Genomic DNA, 19,901 nt, shown 5'->3' with positions numbered 1-19,901 from the left:
ATCATCCTCACTTTCTACAACTTATCAGCCTTCAAATCTGGCAGAAGCCAATAATTCATTCTTCATTTTATAATAAGATGGTGTCATATCAACATAATGTTTATGCGGGTTTTCAAAGCGCTGCTCTTCCTCCCAAATTTCTTCCGAAAGCTGACGTTCCACATATTTTGCGATCTCTTTTACACTTGGGGTCGTTCCTACAAAACGACCATCAATAAATACCGGCTGCTGCAACGGAACAAATGTGCATCCGGTAAATACTCTGCGTTTCCAGGGCTTGTTCGGATCGACATACTCTACTTCCCCAAAAGTTTCAATCTCTTCGTCTCGTCCGGCTAACAGATCGGCAATCGCCTTATGATTTTCATCATACACACGATATATCTGTTTCCAACCCGGATTGGTAATTTTTTCCACATTCTCCGAAATCTTAATGCGAGGATCAAACATACCATCCTCTTCTACTGCCGCAATTTTATAAACTGCGCCAAAAACCGGTTCCGATTTCGATGTAATAAGACGCTCTCCAACACCAAAACTGTCAATGCAGGCTCCTTGTCTGACAAGGGATTGAATGGTAAACTCATCCAAACTGTTAGATGCAACGATCCGGCAATCTTTCAATCCTGCATCATCTAACATTTTACGCGCCCTTTTGGATAAATATGCAAGATCACCACTATCCAAACGAATTCCCTTTAATCGTTTCCCCATAGGCTCTAATACTTCTTTCGCCACACGGATCGCATTCGGTACGCCACTGTGAAGGACATCATACGTATCTACCAACAGAACCGTTGCATCCGGATATAATCTGGCATACTTTTCAAACGCCGTAAATTCATCCTTATAAAACATGACCCAACTATGTGCCATCGTTCCGCTGACCGGAATATCAAACATCTGACCTGCCAACACTGTAGCGGTCGACGTTGCTCCACCAATCACTGCCGCTCTGGCACCATAGACAGCTGCGTCCATATTGTGGGCTCTTCTCGCACCAAAATCTGACACTGCTCTGCCTGCTGCCGCATTGCATATACGTCTCGTCTTCGTTGCGATCAATGATTGATGATTGACCTCCAGCAAAACAGCCGTTTCGATCAACTGAGCATCGATCAATGGAGCTACTACCGTAACGATCGGCTCTCCAGGGTACATCACGGTACCTTCCGGAAGTGCATACACATCACCTCGGAACGTAAAACGTGCAAGATAATCTAAAAATTCTTCTGCAAAAATCCCCTGCTCTCGCAAATACGAAATATCCTCTGCCGTAAACTGTAGATTACGGATATAATCTACAATCTGTTCTAATCCGGCAAAAATCGAATATCCGCCACCATCCGGATTAGCGCGGTAAAACACATCAAATACTACTCTTGTATCCAAATCCTGTCCGGCAAAATAGCCATTGCTCATCGTCAATTCATAAAAATCCATTACCATGGACAGGTTTCTCGCATCTTGCTGCCTCATAACCATCACTCCCTTTATTTCTGCACGACCATCAACAGCCGCCAAAAAATATTTAAATATAACAAAAAAGCACGAGACGGGATTCGAACCCGCGACCCTCGCCTTGGCAAGGCGATACTCCACCACTGAGCCACTCGTGCAATTCTTTCTCTCATTGAGAAACTGTTATGAAATTAAAACTGTCTATATATAGACAAGAGCACGAGACGGGATTCGAACCCGCGACCCTCGCCTTGGCAAGGCGATACTCCACCACTGAGCCACTCGTGCGTTCTTCTATTTAGAAGAATTACTCACTGTGCTTTTCGCAAGCACAATGAGTATTCTACATGATGTTGCATTAATTGTCAACACATTTTTTTATTTTTTTTAATTTTATTTGAAGTACTTCACACCAGACTCGAAAATATGCTGGTTCTGGTTACCATAAATGTTGATCGCAACACCTTCACCGATACGCTCAGAATGTGCCATCTTACCGAGTACACGTCCATCCGGGCTGGTGATTCCTTCGATTGCTGCATAAGAACCATTTGGATTGAAGTCTTCATCCATTGTTGGCTTGCCAGACAGATCAACATATCTGGTAGCAACCTGACCATTTGCAAACAATTCATCGATAACATGCTGCGGTGCCACGAAACGACCCTCGCCATGAGATGCCGGGATCGCATATACTCCACCTAACTCTGCCTCCATAAGCCATGGAGACTGGTTTGTAACAACTTTCGTATATACTGACTTAGAAATATGACGTCCAATGCTGTTCGTCGTCAAAGTTGGTGCATCTGCTGTCTGCGGCTTGATCTCACCATATGGTACAAGACCAAGTTTGATCAGTGCCTGGAATCCATTACAGATACCAAGCGCAAGTCCATCTCGCTTCTGCAGCAGTTCATGTACTGCATCCATGATCTTTGGATTACGGAAGATCGATGCGATAAACTTCGCAGAACCATCCGGTTCATCACCGGCACTAAATCCACCGGAGAACATTAAGATCTGGGATTCCTTAATGGCCTGCTCGAACGCATTTACCGACTCTACGATCTGGCTTTCTGTCATATTCTTAAATACTACAGTCTTTACCTGTGCTCCAGCCTGCTCGAATGCCTTTGTTGTATCATACTCGCAGTTAGTTCCCGGGAATACAGGAATAAACACCTTCGGCTTAGCGATCTTATTCGCAGCCGTGTATACTTTACCGGCATCAAATACTTTATCTTCCAGTTCTTTTTGTTCCACATCAGAACGTGTTGCAAAAACACTCTCCAAAGTACCTGTCCAAGCCTCTAACGCTTCCTTCATCGCAATCTTCTCGCTGCCGATCACAAAGTTTGGCTGCTCCGTTACAAGCGCAATCCTCGTATATTCTGTCGTAATGTCTTCTAAACGGTCTGCAGGTACTTCTGCAATGATAGAACCGTACTCTTTTGCAAAGAGATCATCAATCGTCAAACCGTCATCCATAACAGCACCCAGACCATTACCGAATGCCATCTTGCTGACAGCCTCACATATTCCACCAAATCCGATCGCATAAGCAGATTGGATCAGACCACTGTGGATCATCTCAGTGATCTTGTCATACATTGCCATTACCTGACCGTAATCCGGAAGATCGTATTCATCTTTCTTCATCGTGAACTTCACAAGTACGTTGCCCGCCTGTTTCAGTTCCGGTGAAACAACATTTGGCAGATGATCTACATCAACCGCGAAAGAACATAGCGTAGGTGGTACATCAATATCATTAAAGGTACCGGACATACTGTCCTTACCACCAATGGATGGAAGTCCAAGTTTCATCTGAACATCATATGCACCTAACAGCGCTGCCATTGGTTCACCCCAACGTTTCGGATCTGTTCCCAGACGACGGAAATACTCCTGGAACGTAAGACGGATCTTGTGGAAATCACCACCCGCAGCCACGATCTTAGCAACAGAAGATACTACTGCATAAACCGAACCATGATATGGGCTCCACGAAGATAAATATGGATCCATACCATAACTCATCATCGTCACTGTATCGCACTTACCAGACAATACCGGAAGCTTTGCTACCATTGTCTGTGTCGGTGTCAACTGATTCTTACCGCCATATGGCATATATACACTTGCTGCTCCAATTGAGCTGTCGAACATCTCAACCAGACCCTTTTGAGAACATACATTTAAATCTTTCAAGGTTTCCAGCCAAGAACGGCGAATGTCTTTCTTTGGCTCTGCCTTTGTAAAATAATTCTCCTCTTTCTTTGGCATCGTAACAACCGCATCTGCTTCCTGATGTGCTCCATTCGTATCTAAGAAAGCACGGGAAATATCTACGATAACTTTACCTCTCCATGACAATACTAATCTAGGCTCCTTTGTTACCTCAGCAACAACTACAGCCTCTAGGTTTTCCTCTTCTGCAAAGCCAAGCATTTTATCAACGTCTTCCGGTGCTACGACAACTGCCATACGCTCCTGTGACTCTGAAATAGCAAGCTCTGTTCCATCTAAGCCGGCATATTTTTTCGGTACTTTATCCAGATCAACCTGCAGACCATCTGCAAGTTCACCGATTGCAACGGATACACCACCTGCACCAAAGTCATTACATTTCTTAATGATCTTGCTGACTTCCTCACGGCGGAATAATCTCTGGATCTTTCGTTCTGTTGGTGCATTACCTTTCTGCACCTCTGCTCCGCACACATCAATAGATTTCGTTGTATGTGCTTTGGAAGAACCTGTTGCGCCACCGATACCATCACGGCCGGTACGTCCACCAAGCAAAATAATGCGGTCACCCGGATCACTGTTCTCACGGATTACATTACGACGTGGAGCCGCACCCATAACAGCACCGATTTCCATTCGCTTAGCAACATAATTTGGATGATAGATCTCATTTACAAGACCCGTTGCAAGACCGATCTGGTTACCATAAGAGCTATATCCTTTGGCAGCTCCGGTCACGATCTTACGCTGTGGTAATTTACCGGGAAGCGTATCTTTCATAGATACGGTAGGGTCTGCTGCACCCGTCACGCGCATTGCCTGATAAACATAACCACGTCCGGACAGTGGATCGCGGATTGCTCCACCAAGACAAGTTGCAGCACCACCAAACGGCTCGATCTCTGTCGGATGGTTGTGTGTCTCATTCTTAAAGAATACAAGCCACTCTTCCTCTTTTCCGTCGATCTCAACCGGTACAACGATAGAGCAGGCATTGATCTCATCAGACTCTTCCATATCATCTAACTTACCGTCTGCTTTCAGCTTACGCATAGCCATCAAAGCAATGTCCATCAAAGAGACATACTTATCCGGACGATCTGCAAAGATCTCCTTGCGCACTTCCTGATATTCCTCATAGCTTTTCTCAATCGGCTCACGATAATAACCATCTTCAAAAGTAACATTTTTCAACTCTGTTAAAAATGTCGTATGACGGCAGTGATCCGACCAATAAGTGTCTAGTACACGAATTTCTGTTACCGAAGGATCACGCTTTTCCTCTCCGGCAAAATAATTCTGAATATGTTTGAAATCCTGGAATGTCATTGCCAGATTTAAGGATTCATACAATGTACGAAGATCCTCCTCAGACATACTTTGGAAACCGTCAAAGATTGCAACATCTGCCGGATCTTCAAACTGCTGTACCAAAGTCTCCGGCTTCTCTTCGTTCGTCTCGCGGGAATCCACCGGATTGATACAATATTCTTTTAATTTGGCAACTTCTTCGTCTGTAAATTTTCCCTCGAATACATATGTTGTAGCAGAACGGATCACCGGATCTTCTTTCTCGTTCAAAAGTTTCACACACTGCTCTGCCGAATCTGCTCTCTGATCAAACTGTCCCGGTAAATATTCTACAGAAAACACAAGTGCATCAGTATCAACCGCAAATGTCTCTTCGAAATATTCGTCAACCGGGGGCTCTGAAAATACAGTACCTAATGCCTGACGGTAAGTAGCATCACTCAGATTCTCCACATCATAACGGATCAATACACGTACATCCTGCAATGCCGTAATACCAAGATAGCGGACCACCTCTTCTTTTAACTCTTTGGCACGTACCGCATAAGCTGATTTTTTCTCAACATATACTCTCTTCACATTTCCCATTGTATGCCTCCATTTCTTTTGTAACAGGATGGGTTCCTGCTAATCATATGCCTCACTCTTATTTGGATTCGCTAGAGGAAGAATCTGCCTCTGCCATCTTGCTCAAATCATCTGCGGTTACAATACTTGTCGTAACCGTTCCAATCTTCACATCATTCCAAACACTATCATACTTCTTGATCTGGTGTTTCTTCTCAAGTTTAGCAAGCCATTCATTATAAGCAGTCTGCTTTGCTGATGTGATCGCTTCATCACATGCAGAATCATAGCTTTTGTTTGAATTGTTATTTACCATCTTGATCAACATGGTATATCCGGTAGAACTATCTGTGATCACACCGGAAATCTCACCATTTTTCATCTTTTTGATCTTCTTTAAGTTGGCATCGGACAGATAGGTGCTCCAGCCCTCTTTCTCTGTGAAATTACCACTATTATAAGTAACTCCACTCTCTTTCTTGCTGCCAAGAAGCTTTGTAAAATCTTTTGCGGTCTTTGCCTTTGCAGCAAGTTCATTCAATTTCTTAGTATACTCTTTGATCTGCTTATCTGTTAATTTTGTTTCTGTTCCTGTACTGGAATCCGTAGACTTCTTAGCAAAGGAATAATACTGTACATCATACTGACGCAGGTCCTTCTTAGATACATTCTTGATCGCATCCTTCTCGTTTACGGTAGCATCTGTCGTTTTCTTCTGATCTGCCTTATAGCGATCTGCCAAAATACGTTTTTCAAAACGTTTTGACAACTTCTTCTCAGAAATATTAAGCTGTAATTTCTGTACGAAAGAAAGGCCCTTGACTGCTTTCTTAGCCTGTGATCTTGCATCTTTTTCTTCATCCTTTGTCAGCTTATATTTTGCCTTAACAGCCTCATTATACAATACAGCATATTCTGTTTCTGCATTGATGATCTCCTGCTTAAGTCCCTCTGCATTTGTAACATTGCTGTCAACTGTGCTGTCAGTTCCCATATATCCGGTATCCCAGATAGAAGTTCCTAAATAGCTTTCATAAATCTCGTTGGATGGCAGATATTTGCTCTCTCTCTCATAGATCGGGTACATCATATCATCCATCGTGATCTTCTCACCATCGATCTTTAACACTGTGCTTGGCTTAAACTGTTGGATTCCAACGCCAATACATAATATAAGGATAAGAGCGACACAAAATCCCCCTAAAACATAAGTTTTCATGCCGGGACCATCGCTGGCGCCGCCAAGCTTAACCTTTGAATTCGTCTTCGGTGCAGAAGACGTCGATATAGTTTCCTCCTTCTTCCCCTGATTCATAATTTTCTTTGATGCATTCATGGTAAATCCTCCAAATTGTAATTTCTCTTTTTCTGCCTTTTGTCCAAAACGCAGAAACGCTATCTTCTATTTTATCAAAAAACAACTATAAGTCAATTATTATATTGCAGTTCACAACCATTTCACACCTTGTTTTCTTCATGAATACTCATCTTCAAAAATAAATGAACGAAAGTAAAAAAACAAATTGACAAATAGCGTATAACATGTTAGTATATTAGTCGTGCTTGCGGAAGTGCTGGAATTGGCAGACAGGCTAGATTCAGGTTCTAGTGTTGCTTAGCGACGTGAGGGTTCAAGTCCCTTCTTCCGCATACTAAAAGGTAAGTCATTATTGGCTTACCTTTTTTCTTTAATTAATAGAAAACTGCTGTTGCGAAGCGCGACTTCACCATGTCAAAAGGGGCATCATGCTGTTTGCATGATGCCCCTTCTATGACACATTCATAAAAAGTTCTTAGTACTTGCGCTTACGAGCTGCCTCAGACTTCTTCTTACGACGAACGCTTGGCTTCTCATAATGCTCTCTTTTACGAATTTCCTGCTGGATTCCTGCTTTCGCACAATTTCTTTTGAAACGACGTAAAGCGTTATCCAATGTCTCATTCTCTTTTACGATTACATTTGACATAGTCTCACACCTAACCTCCCCTCAGTTGTAGATTATGCTTCAATACACAACTGTATAGGGTAATATATTTTACCATGGAAATCGCATTTCCATACGCACGAAATATATTATAGCATAATTTGCCAAATAGTCAACAACTTTTTTCATTGTTTACCATCGTTTATAAGCTTTAGTATCTAGGAATTCTGTAGCTATATACACCTGAAGTCTTTAATGCTACCGTCTTCTTCCCGGATTTAATGTTTGGCACAATACGAATCCAATAGGTCTTACCCTTTTTGAGTTTCTTCTTGCCATACTTCTTAATAACTACCTTTCTTTTAGAAGCCTTCACGGTCTTTACTTTCTTAAATCCCTTAGACTGCTTGGTTGAAATAGACACGGTATAGGATTTTGCACCGGTAACCTTAGACCACTTTACAGTAAGTTTCTTTGACTTTCTGTTATAGGATCCTGTAACCTTTGTTGCATATCCAATTGACTTAAATCCGGACCACTCACCGTAAATCTTCTTGGCACCACAGTCAATGTATGGACGTACACGGTACTGAATTGCCTTACCATTAATAAAATTAGCGATACGTAAAGAACTAGATGACTCCGTAACCGTCTTCTTTAATTTGCCATTTACAAAGAACTGCCACTGAAAACCATCAACGTTATAGTTATTGGAAACCGCCATATAGTATACATTAATATTGCTAAGTGCAGATGTAATTCCAAATGTACTTGTGCTTACCTTCGGACGCATCGTCTTCATATAGTCATAGCTGTAGGAGCCTCTTGCAATATATCCGGAGCTGGAACGTCTGCATGGATATGCATATGTCCAATAACTTGTACCAGGTGTCAACTTTCTGGAAGTCTTAACTGTCGTTGATGTACTTGCTCCAAGCAGTACATCATTATAATAGATCTGATAATAGTTTGCACCAAACGATCCACTGAACGTACCGGTAAAGGATGTCTGGGTAGCACCTGTCTGTACGAACTTGCTTGCACCTGTCTCCGGAGCTGTAACTACATCAATAGATGCCGATACATTTGCCTTACCAACTGCCACAAGTCCTGCAGAGTAATTATAATCTGTACATGTACCTACGCGGGCATAGTATGTCGTTCCTGAAGTAAGAGAGCTTGCATATAATGAAGATGGATTCGAAGATACATCCATAACAACCCAATTCCTGTTATCTGTACTAAGCTCTAAATAATAGTAGCCTGCACCAAGAATTGCATTACACTGCAGCTTGACGCTGTTCTTGCTGTCATCAATCTGCTTTACACCAGTCACTGCAGCCTGCGTCTGCACTTTTGCTGTTGCACCAACAATCAAAGCCAAGGCAGCAACAACTAATAATCTTTTGATTTTTTTCATAATCATCCTCCTTCTTAATGATTAAATATAATATAAAATAGCGAAGTGGAAATTTTCCACTCCACTATTAGTATAATAGGAATTTGTGTCTTTATCAAGGCAAATATTCATTTTTGTACTGATTTATACAAAATCCACTGTATAATTTTGGCAATTATCCATAAACACGCTTCCATTACGCAAGCTGACTTTCGACAACAGAAACGACTTTGGCCAATGCATCCGGGATTCCAGCAGGATTCTTACCGCCCGCCTGAGCCATGTTTGGTCGACCGCCACCGCCGCCACCAACTAAGGAAGCGATCTCCTTGATCAGATTACCGGCATGTGCACCATTTTTGATAGCTGCATCTGTTGCCATCGCAAGCAGAGTTACTTTACCATCATTAGCAGATGCCAGCACAACCACGCCGTCACCAATCTTTTCTTTCATCTGGTCGCCCAAATTACGCAGACCATTCATATCTACGTCCGGAACATCCATCGCAAGTACCTTCATACCTTTAACTTCTTGGATCTTGCTGTCAACATCTCCCACTGCATCATTGGCTAACTTCGCTTTCAGTTTCTCGTTTTCACTCTGCAGAGCTTTCAGTTCTTCTTGCAACGATGTCACTTTCTGCAACAGCTTTGCCGGCTCTGCCTTAGCTGCCTTAGCAACTTCTTTCAGAAGCTCTTCTTGCATTGCATAATGCTTCATCAAGCCATCACCGGTGAGTGCTTCAATACGGCGCACACCTGCCGCAACACCGCTTTCCGAAATAATCTTAAAATATGAGATCACACCGGTATTTGCTACATGCGTACCACCACAAAGCTCCACACTGAAAGCTTCCTCTCCGTCTGCCTTCATCTGTACTACACGAACTTTATCTCCATATTTTTCACCAAACAACGCCATAGCACCTGTCTTCTTAGCCTCTTCGACAGACATCTCTTCTGTGACAACCTGCAGATTTTTGGCAATCTGTTCATTAACGATTGCCTCTACCTTTGCAATCTCTTCGTCTGTCATCGCAGAGAAATGTGTAAAGTCAAAACGAAGACGCTCTGCATCCACATAAGAACCTGCCTGCTCAACATGGCTTCCAAGCACTATACGAAGTGCTTTTTGCAGCAAATGAGTTGCACTGTGATTCTTACCGGTATTCTGTCGATTTGCAGCATCCACAGTCAAGGTAACAGTATCGCCAACCTTAAACATACCCTTGGTAACAACACCAACATGTCCAATACGTCCACCCTGCAGATGGATCGTATCTTTCACTGCAAACTCATTATCGCCTTCTGTAATCGTTCCCTTATCAGCAGTCTGACCACCCATTGTTGCATAAAATGGCGTCTCATCTACAATGATCGTTCCCGTCTGACCATCCGTAAGAGCAGATACTACCTCCTCTTCTGTTGTCAGAACAGAAATCTTGGAATTGTGTGTTAAACGGTCATATCCGACAAATTTACTGGTGATCGTTGGGTCGATATGCTGATAAACTGTCTCTTCTGCGCCCATATAATTGGTTGTCTTGCGAGCTCCTCTTGCCTTTTCTTTCTGTTCCTGCATGGCAGCCGCAAATCCTTTTTCATCGACCGTATATCCCTTTTCCTGCATGATCTCCAAAGTAAGATCCAACGGGAATCCATACGTATCATACAATTTAAATGCATCGGCACCTTTCAGTTCTTTGGCTCCGGACGCTTCCAGCTCTTCCTGCATCTGTGTCAGAATGGTAAGTCCCTGATCGATCGTTTTGTCAAACTTTCCTTCCTCCTGAGACAATACCTGCAAAATAAACTCTTTTTTATCCTCTAACTCCGGATAACCATCCTTAGACTCTGCAATAACTGTTTGGGCAAGTTCTGCCATAAACTGCTTGTCAATTCCAAGTTTACGTCCATGACGTACAGCACGGCGGATCAAACGACGAAGAACGTAGCCGCGTCCTTCATTACTAGGCATGATACCATCAGAGATCATAAATGTAGAGGAGCGAATATGATCTGTGATCAAACGAATGGAAACGTCTTTTGCTTCATCACTCTGATACGTTGTACCGGCCAACTCACAGATCTTATCACGGATTGCTTTCATCGTATCAATGTCATATACGGAATCGACATCCTGTACAACAACTGCCAAACGCTCAAGTCCCATACCGGTATCAATATTTTTATTCTCTAATTCGGTATAGCCACCTTTGCCATCCCCATCAAACTGGGTAAATACATTATTCCAGATCTCCATAAAGCGGTCACACTCGCAGCCGACTTTACAATCCGGCTTTCCACAGCCGTATTTTTCACCGCGATCATAATAGATCTCAGAACATGGACCACAAGGACCTGCACCATGCTCCCAGAAGTTATCACACTCACCGTTCTCATCACGATAAAAACGTGTGATCTTTTCACCCGGAACGCCAATCTCTTTTGTCCAGATGTCGTAAGCTTCCTCATCCTCTCCATAGATTGATGGATATAATCTATCCGGATCCATTTTCAGCACTTCCGTCAAAAACTCCCAAGACCAGGCAAGTGCTTCGTGCTTGAAATAATCTCCAAAGGAGAAATTACCGAGCATCTCAAAGAACGTGAGATGTCTCGCTGTCTTTCCGACATTTTCAATATCGCCGGTACGTACACATTTCTGACATGTAGTCACGCGTCTTCTCGGCGGGATCTCCTGTCCGGTGAAATATGGCTTCAGAGGAGCCATACCGGCATTGATCAGCAGCAAGCTGTTGTCATTATGTGGCACCAAAGAGAAACTTTTCATTGCCAAATGACCTTTGCTTTCAAAAAAATTCAAATACTTTTTACGAAGTTCGTTTACACCATATTTTTCCATGGTTTTCGCCCCTTTTCTATATTGATTTCATACTTCTTCTAAAACGGCCCGCTTAGCACGAACGTCTTATTTTGCACCTTCTGAAATTGTAGCAATATCGACGATAGATAACTTATCTTCCTCGTTTTCCAAACTGGTAAGCAGTGCATCTGCCGTATCCAAAGATGTTAAACAATTTACACCGGTCTCAATTGCTGTACGGCGGATCAGGAAGCCATCCTTTAACTTATCGCCGTGCGTTGGTGTATCGATAACCAGATCGATCTGATGCTCTAACAGCAGATCCATCAGTGTCGGTGACTCTTCATTGATACGGTTTACAGCCACAACCTGTACGCCATGCTCATTTAATACTCTGGCAGTATTTCTCGTTGCAAAGATCTCATATCCAAGAGCCTTGAAACGACGTGCAATATCGACAGCCTCTAACTTATCCGCATCCTTCACGCTGAGTATCATCTTTTTATGCTTTGGAAGATCAACGCCTGCGCCTAAGAATGCTTTATACAACGCCTCATTAAACGTCTTGGCAATACCCAGACACTCACCGGTAGATTTCATTTCCGGTCCCAAGCTGATCTCCGCGCCGCGAAGCTTTTCGAAGGAGAATACCGGCATCTTAATTGCCAAATATGCTGCCTTTGGTGCAAGCCCCGGCTCATAACCAAGATCTCTGATCTTCGCACCAAGGATCACACGGGAGGCCAGATCAACGATCGGGATACCCGTCACTTTACTGATATATGGAACGGTTCGGCTGGAACGAGGATTTACTTCGATCACATACACCTCATCCTGATATACGATAAACTGAATGTTGATCAATCCAATAACATGCAGTGAACGCGCTAATTTTCTTGTATAGTCAACAAGCACATTCTGAATCTTTTCAGAAATTGTCTGTGCCGGATAAACAGAGATACTATCTCCGGAATGAATACCTGCACGCTCAATGTGCTCCATAATTCCAGGGATCAAAATATCCTCGCCATCACATACCGCATCCACTTCGATCTCCTTGCCCATCAGATATTTATCAATGAGGATCGGATGCTCCTGATGATAACGGTTGATCACTGCCATAAATTCTACAATATCCTTATCATTCACGGCAATCTGCATACCCTGTCCCCCCAGTACATAGGAAGGACGGATAAGCACCGGATATCCAAGTTCATTAGCTACCTTAAGCGCTTCTTCTGTTGTAAAGACAGTGTCACCCTTTGCACGAGGAATGCAGCACTCCTCCAAAATATCATCAAAAAGTTCTCTATCCTCCGCAGCATCAACGTTCTTTGCACTGGTTCCTAATATTTTAACGCCCATTTTCATCAAGGATTCTGTCAGGTTGATTGCTGTCTGTCCACCGAACTGCACAACTGCTCCATCCGGTTTTTCCAAACGAACGATATTCTCAACATCCTCTGGTGTCAACGGCTCAAAATACAATTTATCAGCGATATCAAAGTCTGTACTTACCGTCTCAGGGTTGTTATTTACAATGATCGTCTCATAACCTTCCTGCGATAACGCCCACACACTGTGTACAGAGCAATAGTCAAACTCGATACCCTGTCCGATTCGGATCGGGCCGGAACCGAGTACCATGATCTTTTTGCGTTCGTGGTTATCTTCCACTTCGTTTTCGCCATCAAAACAGCTGTAATAATACGGCGTTTCGGAAGCAAATTCTGCTGCGCAGGTATCTACCATCTTAAACGCTGCGGTGATACCATACTCATAGCGAAGGTTCTTGATCTCCTCTTCTGTTTTTCCTGTCCAACGTGCGATCACGTTATCCGGGAATTCCATACGCTTTGCCTCTTTGAGAAGTTCTTTATCTAACTTGCCTCCACAAGCTTTGATCTTCTTTTCCATTTCCACTAAGATCGCGATCTTATCAATGAACCATTCATCGATCATTGTGACCTCGTGGATACGATCATAACTTGCAATACCACGGCGAAGAATCTCTGCGATCAAGTAAATGCGGCGGTCATCAACTACATGAAGCTGTTCTAATACTTCCTCATCAGACATATTATCATAATCACCGGTTTCTAAGCAGTCCACATGCTGTGCCAGAGAACGAAGTGCTTTCATCAATCCGCCCTCAAAGCTGGTACAGATACTCATAACCTCTCCGGTTGCTTTCATCTGTGTTGTCAATGTACGTTTTGCCGTAATAAATTTATCAAAAGGAAGTCTTGGAATCTTGACAACCACATAATCAAGTGCCGGCTCAAAACTAGCATACGTCTTACCTGTTACCGCGTTCGGGATCTCATCTAATGTGTATCCCAGCGCGATCTTCGCAGATACTTTGGCGATCGGATATCCGGTTGCCTTTGATGCTAATGCAGAAGAACGGCTCACACGAGGGTTTACCTCGATAACAATATATTCAAAAGAGGTCGGATGTAAGGCGAACTGTACGTTACATCCACCGGTAATACCAAGTTCATCAATAATACGAAGTGCAGAAGTACGAAGCATCTGATACTCTTTATCCGACAACGTCTGTGATGGTGCAACAACGATACTATCACCGGTATGTACACCAACCGGATCTAAGTTCTCCATATTACATACCGTAATACAGGTTCCGTTGCTGTCACGCATAACTTCATACTCTATCTCTTTCCAACCGGCGATGCAGCGCTCAACAAGCACCTGTCCTACACGAGAAAGACGAAGTCCATTTGATAAGATCTCCTCCAATTCTTCACGGTTATGTGCAATACCACCGCCGGAACCACCCAAGGTGTACGCCGGACGAAGAACCACCGGATAACCGATCTTTTCAGCAAACGCAACGCCGTCTTCAATATTTTCCACCAATTCAGATGGTGCACAAGGCTCACCGATGCGCTCCATCATATCCTTAAATTCCTGGCGTCCCTCTGCATTACGGATCGTCTCCGCTGTTGTTCCGAGAAGTTTCACGCCATGAGACTCTAAAAATCCGGACTCTGCTAATTCCATTCCTAAGTTCAGTCCGGCCTGCCCACCCATATTCGGCAAAAGACTGTCCGGCTTCTCAACCTCAATAATGTGTTCGAGCACTTCAACCGTAAGAGGCTCGATATATACTTTATCTGCAATATCTTTATCCGTCATGATCGTCGCCGGATTGGAGTTTACTAAAATAACCTCCATGCCCTCTTCTTTCAAAGAGCGGCACGCCTGCGTTCCGGCATAATCAAACTCAGCAGCCTGTCCGATAATGATCGGACCGGAACCTATTACTAATACTCGCTTAATTCCTTCTAACTTTGGCATACGAAAACCTCATTTCTTTTTGTATTTTATTGACTGTGTCTATTATTTACTCATCATTTTCATAAACTCATCAAAGAGCAGTTCGGAATCCTTTGGGCCCGCATTTGCCTCCGGATGAAACTGTACCGTTTTGATCGGTTCATTTAAGTACAAAAGGCCCTCTACGGTTTTATCATTGACATTGATAAACCACGGCTCTGCCACCGACTTGTCAATGGAGTCTGCATCAACCACATATCCATGGTTCTGTGATGAAATATATACCTTTCCTGTTTCCAGATTCTTTACCGGATGATTCGCACCGCGGTGTCCATATTTCATTTTATAGGTTTTAGCATCATGTGCAAGTGCCATCAACTGATGTCCCAAACAAATCGCAAAGATCGGAATACCGGATCCTGCCAAAACGCGGATCTGCTCGATCACTGCCGTACACTCGGAAGGATCTCCCGGTCCATTAGTGATCATAATGCCGTCCGGCTGCTCTGCGATAACATCCTGTGCCGCAAAATTCTGTGGATAAACAGTAACTTCGCATCCACGATTTAACAGACAGCGTATAATATTCTTCTTCGTTCCAACATCGATCACAACCACTTTTCGCTCTACCGGCACTTCCTCAGAGCCGATATCTCCCGGTTTGTACGTTTCTTTCTCTTTGCAGGATACTTTTTCTACTACACCAACCACTTTATAATCTTTGAGCTTTGGTAAAATTTCCTCCAGATCATAATTCTCATTTGTGGTGATCATTCCATTCATCGTTCCCTTTTCACGCAAGATTTTCGTTAAAGCACGGGTATCAATTCCGTAAATTCCCGGAATATCATTTTCTTCCAAGAAATGCTGTATCGAATCTTCCGAACGGAAATTGCTCGGCATACGGGATAACTCTCTTACGATAAAACCATCCGGCCAGCCTTTTTTCGACTCCATATCTGCATAACATACGCCATAATTACCAATCAAAGGATAAGTCATCGTTACTGCCTGCCCTGCATAACTAGGATCAGTCAGTACCTCCAAATAACCAGTCATCGATGTATTAAATACAATTTCACTGATCACTTCTTTCTGTGCTCCCATACTTTTACCTTCAAAGACAGTTCCGTCTTCTAAGATCAAAAACGCTTTTGTCATCATAGATCCCATTCCTTTCCGTTCAGTTCTAGTATCATTTCAGCAGTCTCAACCATGTTGGTACCACTGTCCATACTTATTTTTTGTATATAGTGATGTGCTTCCTCTTCTGTTATGTGGTTTCGATCCATTAACAGCTCTTTTGCCGTAACGATCTTTTTCTGATCCTGCTCAGAGCGTGCCTTTGGCTTTTTCTTTTGCTTCTTACACCATCGATAATACTGTGATAGCATTATTTCCAAGGTGCTCATCAGATCCTGTACCTTAAAGGGCATCGGTAGTGCCATCAGACCGCGCACATCGCAGTCTGCCAGTTTTACCGGTGATGCCAGCAATAACATCTGAAACCCCTTAGGGAGATATTCGTGAATCTCGGAATAATGCATATCCGAGAAGCGATAACCACAAATAACAATTCCGCCATCAAGCGAATTTACAGCACTTACAATCTGTGCCCCACTGTCACACACAAGGGTGACATCATGACCATTTTTATTCAAAATCCGCCGAAGATTTTTAGCATCTTCAATCTTTGGAAAAGCGATAATAATATCTGCCATGCTGTCAGCAAACCTCCTATCACGCTTTAAGAATGTTTATATCGTTCCCAGATATTTCTCTCTTTCCCAAAGTGTTACCTGCTTGCAGTACTCATTCCACTCTGCCTCTTTGGTGTGGATCATGTGATTCTTAATGTGGCTTTCTAACACACTATTTAACAGCTCATCCTGTTCAAACTGTTTAACAGCTTCATGCAGGGTTCGCGGAAGATTGCCCTGTGGATTGTTCTCTCCTTCACTTTCTTCCATTGACCGCGGTGGAACCAAGCCCTCTCGGATCCCTTGCAATCCTGCTGCCAGACAGGCTGCAATCACGAGATATGGATTAGAAGCCCCATCCGGACTGCGCAACACGATACGCGCCCCGTCTCCACCAATCGACGTTAAGCGGATCAGTGGACTATCATTGGTAAACGACCAGCCAACCGCAACCGGTGCTAAATATCCCGGTATCAAGCGCTTATAGGAGTTCACGATTGGATTTGTGATCAGGCTCATCCCCTTCATATGACGAAGCATTCCCGCCATAAACTGATACCCATCCGCGCTAATGCCATGTTCATCACTGTCGCTGCAAAAGATGTTCTTGCCATTTTTGCTCAATGAAAACGTAAAATGCGCACCAGAACCTTTGACATGCTTACGAGGCTTCGGCATGAACGTTGCATGTACACCGTGTCGTTTTGCGACAGTTCGTACTACCAGACGAGTCGTCATGATATTATCCGCCACTGTCAGTGCATTATCGTGTGCCATCTCCAAAGCATGTTGCGCCGCCTCATCCGAATGATAGGAGCTTTCCACTTCAATGCCCATGTCTGCCAAATATAATACCATGTCACGTCTTGTATTCTCACCGCCATCAGAAGGCCCAACATCAAAATAGCCGCCCCGTTCGGATGACTGATTGGTCGGCTCTCCATTTTCATCCAGATCGAACAGGAAGAATTCATGCTTGATACCTACATCAAGTGTATATCCCATCTGCTCTGCCTCTGCGATGACCTTTTTTAGAATATAACGGCTGCTTCCCTTAAACGGAGTACCATCCGGCTTAACAATGTCACAAATAAAACGTGCCACTTTGCCGTTCTGTGGTCTCCACGGAAAAGTTACAAACGTATCCAAATCCGGAACCAAAAACAGTTCTTCATAGCCAACACCACGGAATCCGTCTACCGCTGCACAGTTAAATCGACACCGACCGCTTAGGATCTTGTCGATCTGATCAACTGTTGTTGCCGTATTTTTCAGATTACCGGCAATATCGGTAAACTGAAGTCGTATAAACTTAACATCTTCTTCTTCAATCAAATCCAGTATATCCTGTCTGGTATACTTTGCCATCATGTCCTCCATTCTGCGCCTGTGTAAGGGGCTCATCATGCTAACTATGTCTTTTCCATACGGTTTTTCTCTGTTATAGAACTGATATAAAACCGTATATTTTTTGACCCTATTATACCAATTTACACATTCATCCTATTATACCTATAAATGAGAAGAGCGTCAACACTTTTTGAAAGTGCGACGCTCTTCTTGTTGGATTTTGTTATAAAAGATCAGGGGACTAAAGTCCACATAATCTTATCAAAGCAAGGAAATGCTTTGCAGGCTTCTTTCGAACTATTCCAGATTGGTATAGCCCATGAGCGCCTTATCTACCTCTTTGGCGACATGACGTCCCTCGTTGATACCCCATACGACTAATGACTGTCCACGGTGCATATCACCGGCCGTATATACTTTATCTATATTTGTCTTGTAGCTGCCCGGTTCCGTCTCCACATTAGTGCGGGCATTCAGTTTTACGCCAAACGCTTTTGCGATATAATCCTGTGTTCCCAAGAAACCGGCTGCAATCAACACGAAGTCTGCCGGGATCTCAAACTCACTGCCGGCGATCTCTGTCATATTCATTCGTCCGGTCTTAGGATCCTTTTTCGGCTCCAGTTTGACAAGCTTAACTTTCTTAAGCCTGCCGTTTTTATCGGCTATAAATTCCTTAACGGTTGCCTGATAAATACGTGGATCCTGTCCATATACAGCGATTGCCTCTTCCTGACCATAATCTGTCTTGCAGACTCTTGGCCACTCAGGCCATGGGTTATTCTGTGCTCTCTGATCCGGAAGTTTTGGCATCATCTCAATCTGTACGACACTCTTTGCACCCTGACGTACCGCCGTACCAACACAATCATTACCGGTATCTCCACCACCGATCACTACGACATTTTTTCCTTTGGTGTTGACCCAGTTTTTCTTTTCACCGGTTAATACGTTTTTGGTAGAACGCGTCAAAAAGTCAACTGCAAAATAAATGCCATCTGCCTCACGCCCCGGAGCCTTAATATCTCTCGGATTGGATGCACCGCAGCATAAGATCACACTGTCATACTGCTGCAACAGATCGGACGCTTTAATATCTTTGCCGACATTCGCATTGACAACAAATCTGATACCTTCCTTCTCCATGACTTTCTGCTTACGGTCGATCACCCATTTTTCCAATTTCATATTTGGAATGCCGTACATCAGTAAGCCTCCGATATGATCGTTTCTCTCATAAACCGTAACACTGTGACCACGTTTGTTTAACTGATCTGCTGCCGCAAGTCCGGAAGGGCCTGATCCAACGATCGCAATCTTCTTTCCGGTACGTACCTTTGGTGGATTTGCTTCCATCAAGCCATGTCGATATCCATACTCCACAATATAATTTTCGTTCGCCTTGCAAGTGACCGGTGTATCATGCAAACCGCAGGTACAAGCTGCTTCACATAAGGCAGGACACACTCTTGATGTAAATTCCGGAAAGTTATTCGTCTGACGCAGCATTTGCAGAGCTTTCTCATAGTTGCCACGGTAGATCAGATCATTCCACTCCGGAACCAGATTATTCAGAGGGCATCCGGAGGCCATTCCACCGATCATCATGCCCGACTGGCAAAACGGCACTCCACAGTTCATACAACGTGCTGCCTGCTCTTTACGGTCTTTTTCACGCATTGGTGCATGAAATTCATTAAAGTTTTTGATGCGCTCTAGCGGTTCTATTGCCGCATTGTCTTTTCGTTCATATTCCATAAATCCCGTAGGTTTTCCCATCGCTTTTTCCTCCATCTTTTAACTTATGCCTG

11 protein-coding genes and 3 tRNA genes are annotated in these 19,901 nt (G+C 43.5%); 1 reads left to right on the top strand and 13 read right to left on the bottom strand.

Annotated elements, in window-relative coordinates; translation table 11 throughout:
- Positions 1 to 24: 24 nt before the first annotated feature.
- The 5 genes from DXB73_RS05740 to DXB73_RS05720 form a co-directional block, all read right to left on the bottom strand.
- A complete protein-coding gene (locus DXB73_RS05740) occupies positions 25 to 1,479 on the bottom strand; it encodes a nicotinate phosphoribosyltransferase (RefSeq protein WP_118690470.1) in 1,455 nt (484 codons plus the stop codon).
- 68 nt (positions 1,480 to 1,547) lie between these two features.
- Positions 1,548 to 1,619, bottom strand: a tRNA-Gly gene (locus DXB73_RS05735).
- A 58-nt stretch (positions 1,620 to 1,677) separates the two neighbouring features.
- Positions 1,678 to 1,749, bottom strand: a tRNA-Gly gene (locus DXB73_RS05730).
- A 105-nt stretch (positions 1,750 to 1,854) separates the two neighbouring features.
- Complete coding sequence (locus DXB73_RS05725; RefSeq protein WP_118690415.1) at positions 1,855 to 5,610, bottom strand: phosphoribosylformylglycinamidine synthase; 3,756 nt, start codon at positions 5,608 to 5,610, stop codon at positions 1,855 to 1,857.
- Between the two features lie 58 nt (positions 5,611 to 5,668).
- A complete protein-coding gene (locus DXB73_RS05720) occupies positions 5,669 to 6,925 on the bottom strand; it encodes a peptidyl-prolyl cis-trans isomerase (RefSeq protein ID WP_118690414.1) in 1,257 nt (418 codons plus the stop codon).
- Between the two features lie 229 nt (positions 6,926 to 7,154).
- Between DXB73_RS05720 and DXB73_RS05715 the strand changes: the two genes are divergently transcribed.
- Positions 7,155 to 7,239 (top strand) — tRNA-Leu (locus tag DXB73_RS05715).
- Positions 7,240 to 7,382: 143 nt separating this feature from the next.
- Here the strand turns inward: DXB73_RS05715 and rpsU are convergent.
- The 8 genes from rpsU to DXB73_RS05675 form a co-directional block, all read right to left on the bottom strand.
- Entirely contained in the window at positions 7,383 to 7,556 is a 174-nt protein-coding gene (gene rpsU, locus DXB73_RS05710; RefSeq protein ID WP_022013401.1) for a 30S ribosomal protein S21, read from the bottom strand.
- Positions 7,557 to 7,725: 169 nt separating this feature from the next.
- Positions 7,726 to 8,934, bottom strand: coding sequence for a hypothetical protein (locus DXB73_RS05705; protein WP_118690413.1), 1,209 nt, complete (start codon positions 8,932 to 8,934; stop codon positions 7,726 to 7,728).
- 175 nt (positions 8,935 to 9,109) lie between these two features.
- Entirely contained in the window at positions 9,110 to 11,779 is a 2,670-nt protein-coding gene (gene alaS / locus DXB73_RS05700) for an alanine--tRNA ligase (protein WP_118690412.1), read from the bottom strand.
- Positions 11,780 to 11,845: 66 nt separating this feature from the next.
- The gene (gene carB / locus DXB73_RS05695; protein WP_118690411.1) at positions 11,846 to 15,061 is read right to left on the bottom strand and encodes a carbamoyl-phosphate synthase large subunit; all 3,216 of its coding nucleotides are present in this window, start codon (positions 15,059 to 15,061) and stop codon (positions 11,846 to 11,848) included.
- A gap of 42 nt (positions 15,062 to 15,103) precedes the next feature.
- The gene (locus DXB73_RS05690; protein ID WP_022025781.1) at positions 15,104 to 16,204 is read right to left on the bottom strand and encodes a carbamoyl phosphate synthase small subunit; all 1,101 of its coding nucleotides are present in this window, start codon (positions 16,202 to 16,204) and stop codon (positions 15,104 to 15,106) included.
- Positions 16,201 to 16,761 carry an ANTAR domain-containing protein gene (locus DXB73_RS05685; RefSeq protein WP_118690410.1) on the bottom strand — a complete coding sequence of 187 codons (561 nt, stop codon included), beginning with the start codon at positions 16,759 to 16,761 and terminating at the stop codon, positions 16,201 to 16,203. The genes DXB73_RS05690 and DXB73_RS05685 overlap by 4 nt, the downstream gene beginning before the upstream one ends.
- 36 nt (positions 16,762 to 16,797) lie before the next feature.
- Positions 16,798 to 18,108, bottom strand: a complete 1,311-nt coding sequence (locus DXB73_RS05680) for a glutamine synthetase family protein (protein ID WP_118690409.1) — start codon at positions 18,106 to 18,108, stop codon at positions 16,798 to 16,800.
- Positions 18,109 to 18,387: 279 nt separating this feature from the next.
- Complete coding sequence (locus tag DXB73_RS05675) at positions 18,388 to 19,869, bottom strand: glutamate synthase subunit beta (protein ID WP_118690408.1); 1,482 nt, start codon at positions 19,867 to 19,869, stop codon at positions 18,388 to 18,390.
- Positions 19,870 to 19,901 lie beyond the last annotated feature (32 nt).

The sequence above is a fragment of the Clostridium sp. OM05-6BH genome (assembly GCF_003481635.1).
GTDB lineage: Bacteria > Bacillota > Clostridia > Lachnospirales > Lachnospiraceae > Butyribacter.
The sequence above is the reverse complement of the archived record's forward strand: the minus strand, read 5'-3'. Positions and strand labels throughout refer to the sequence as shown.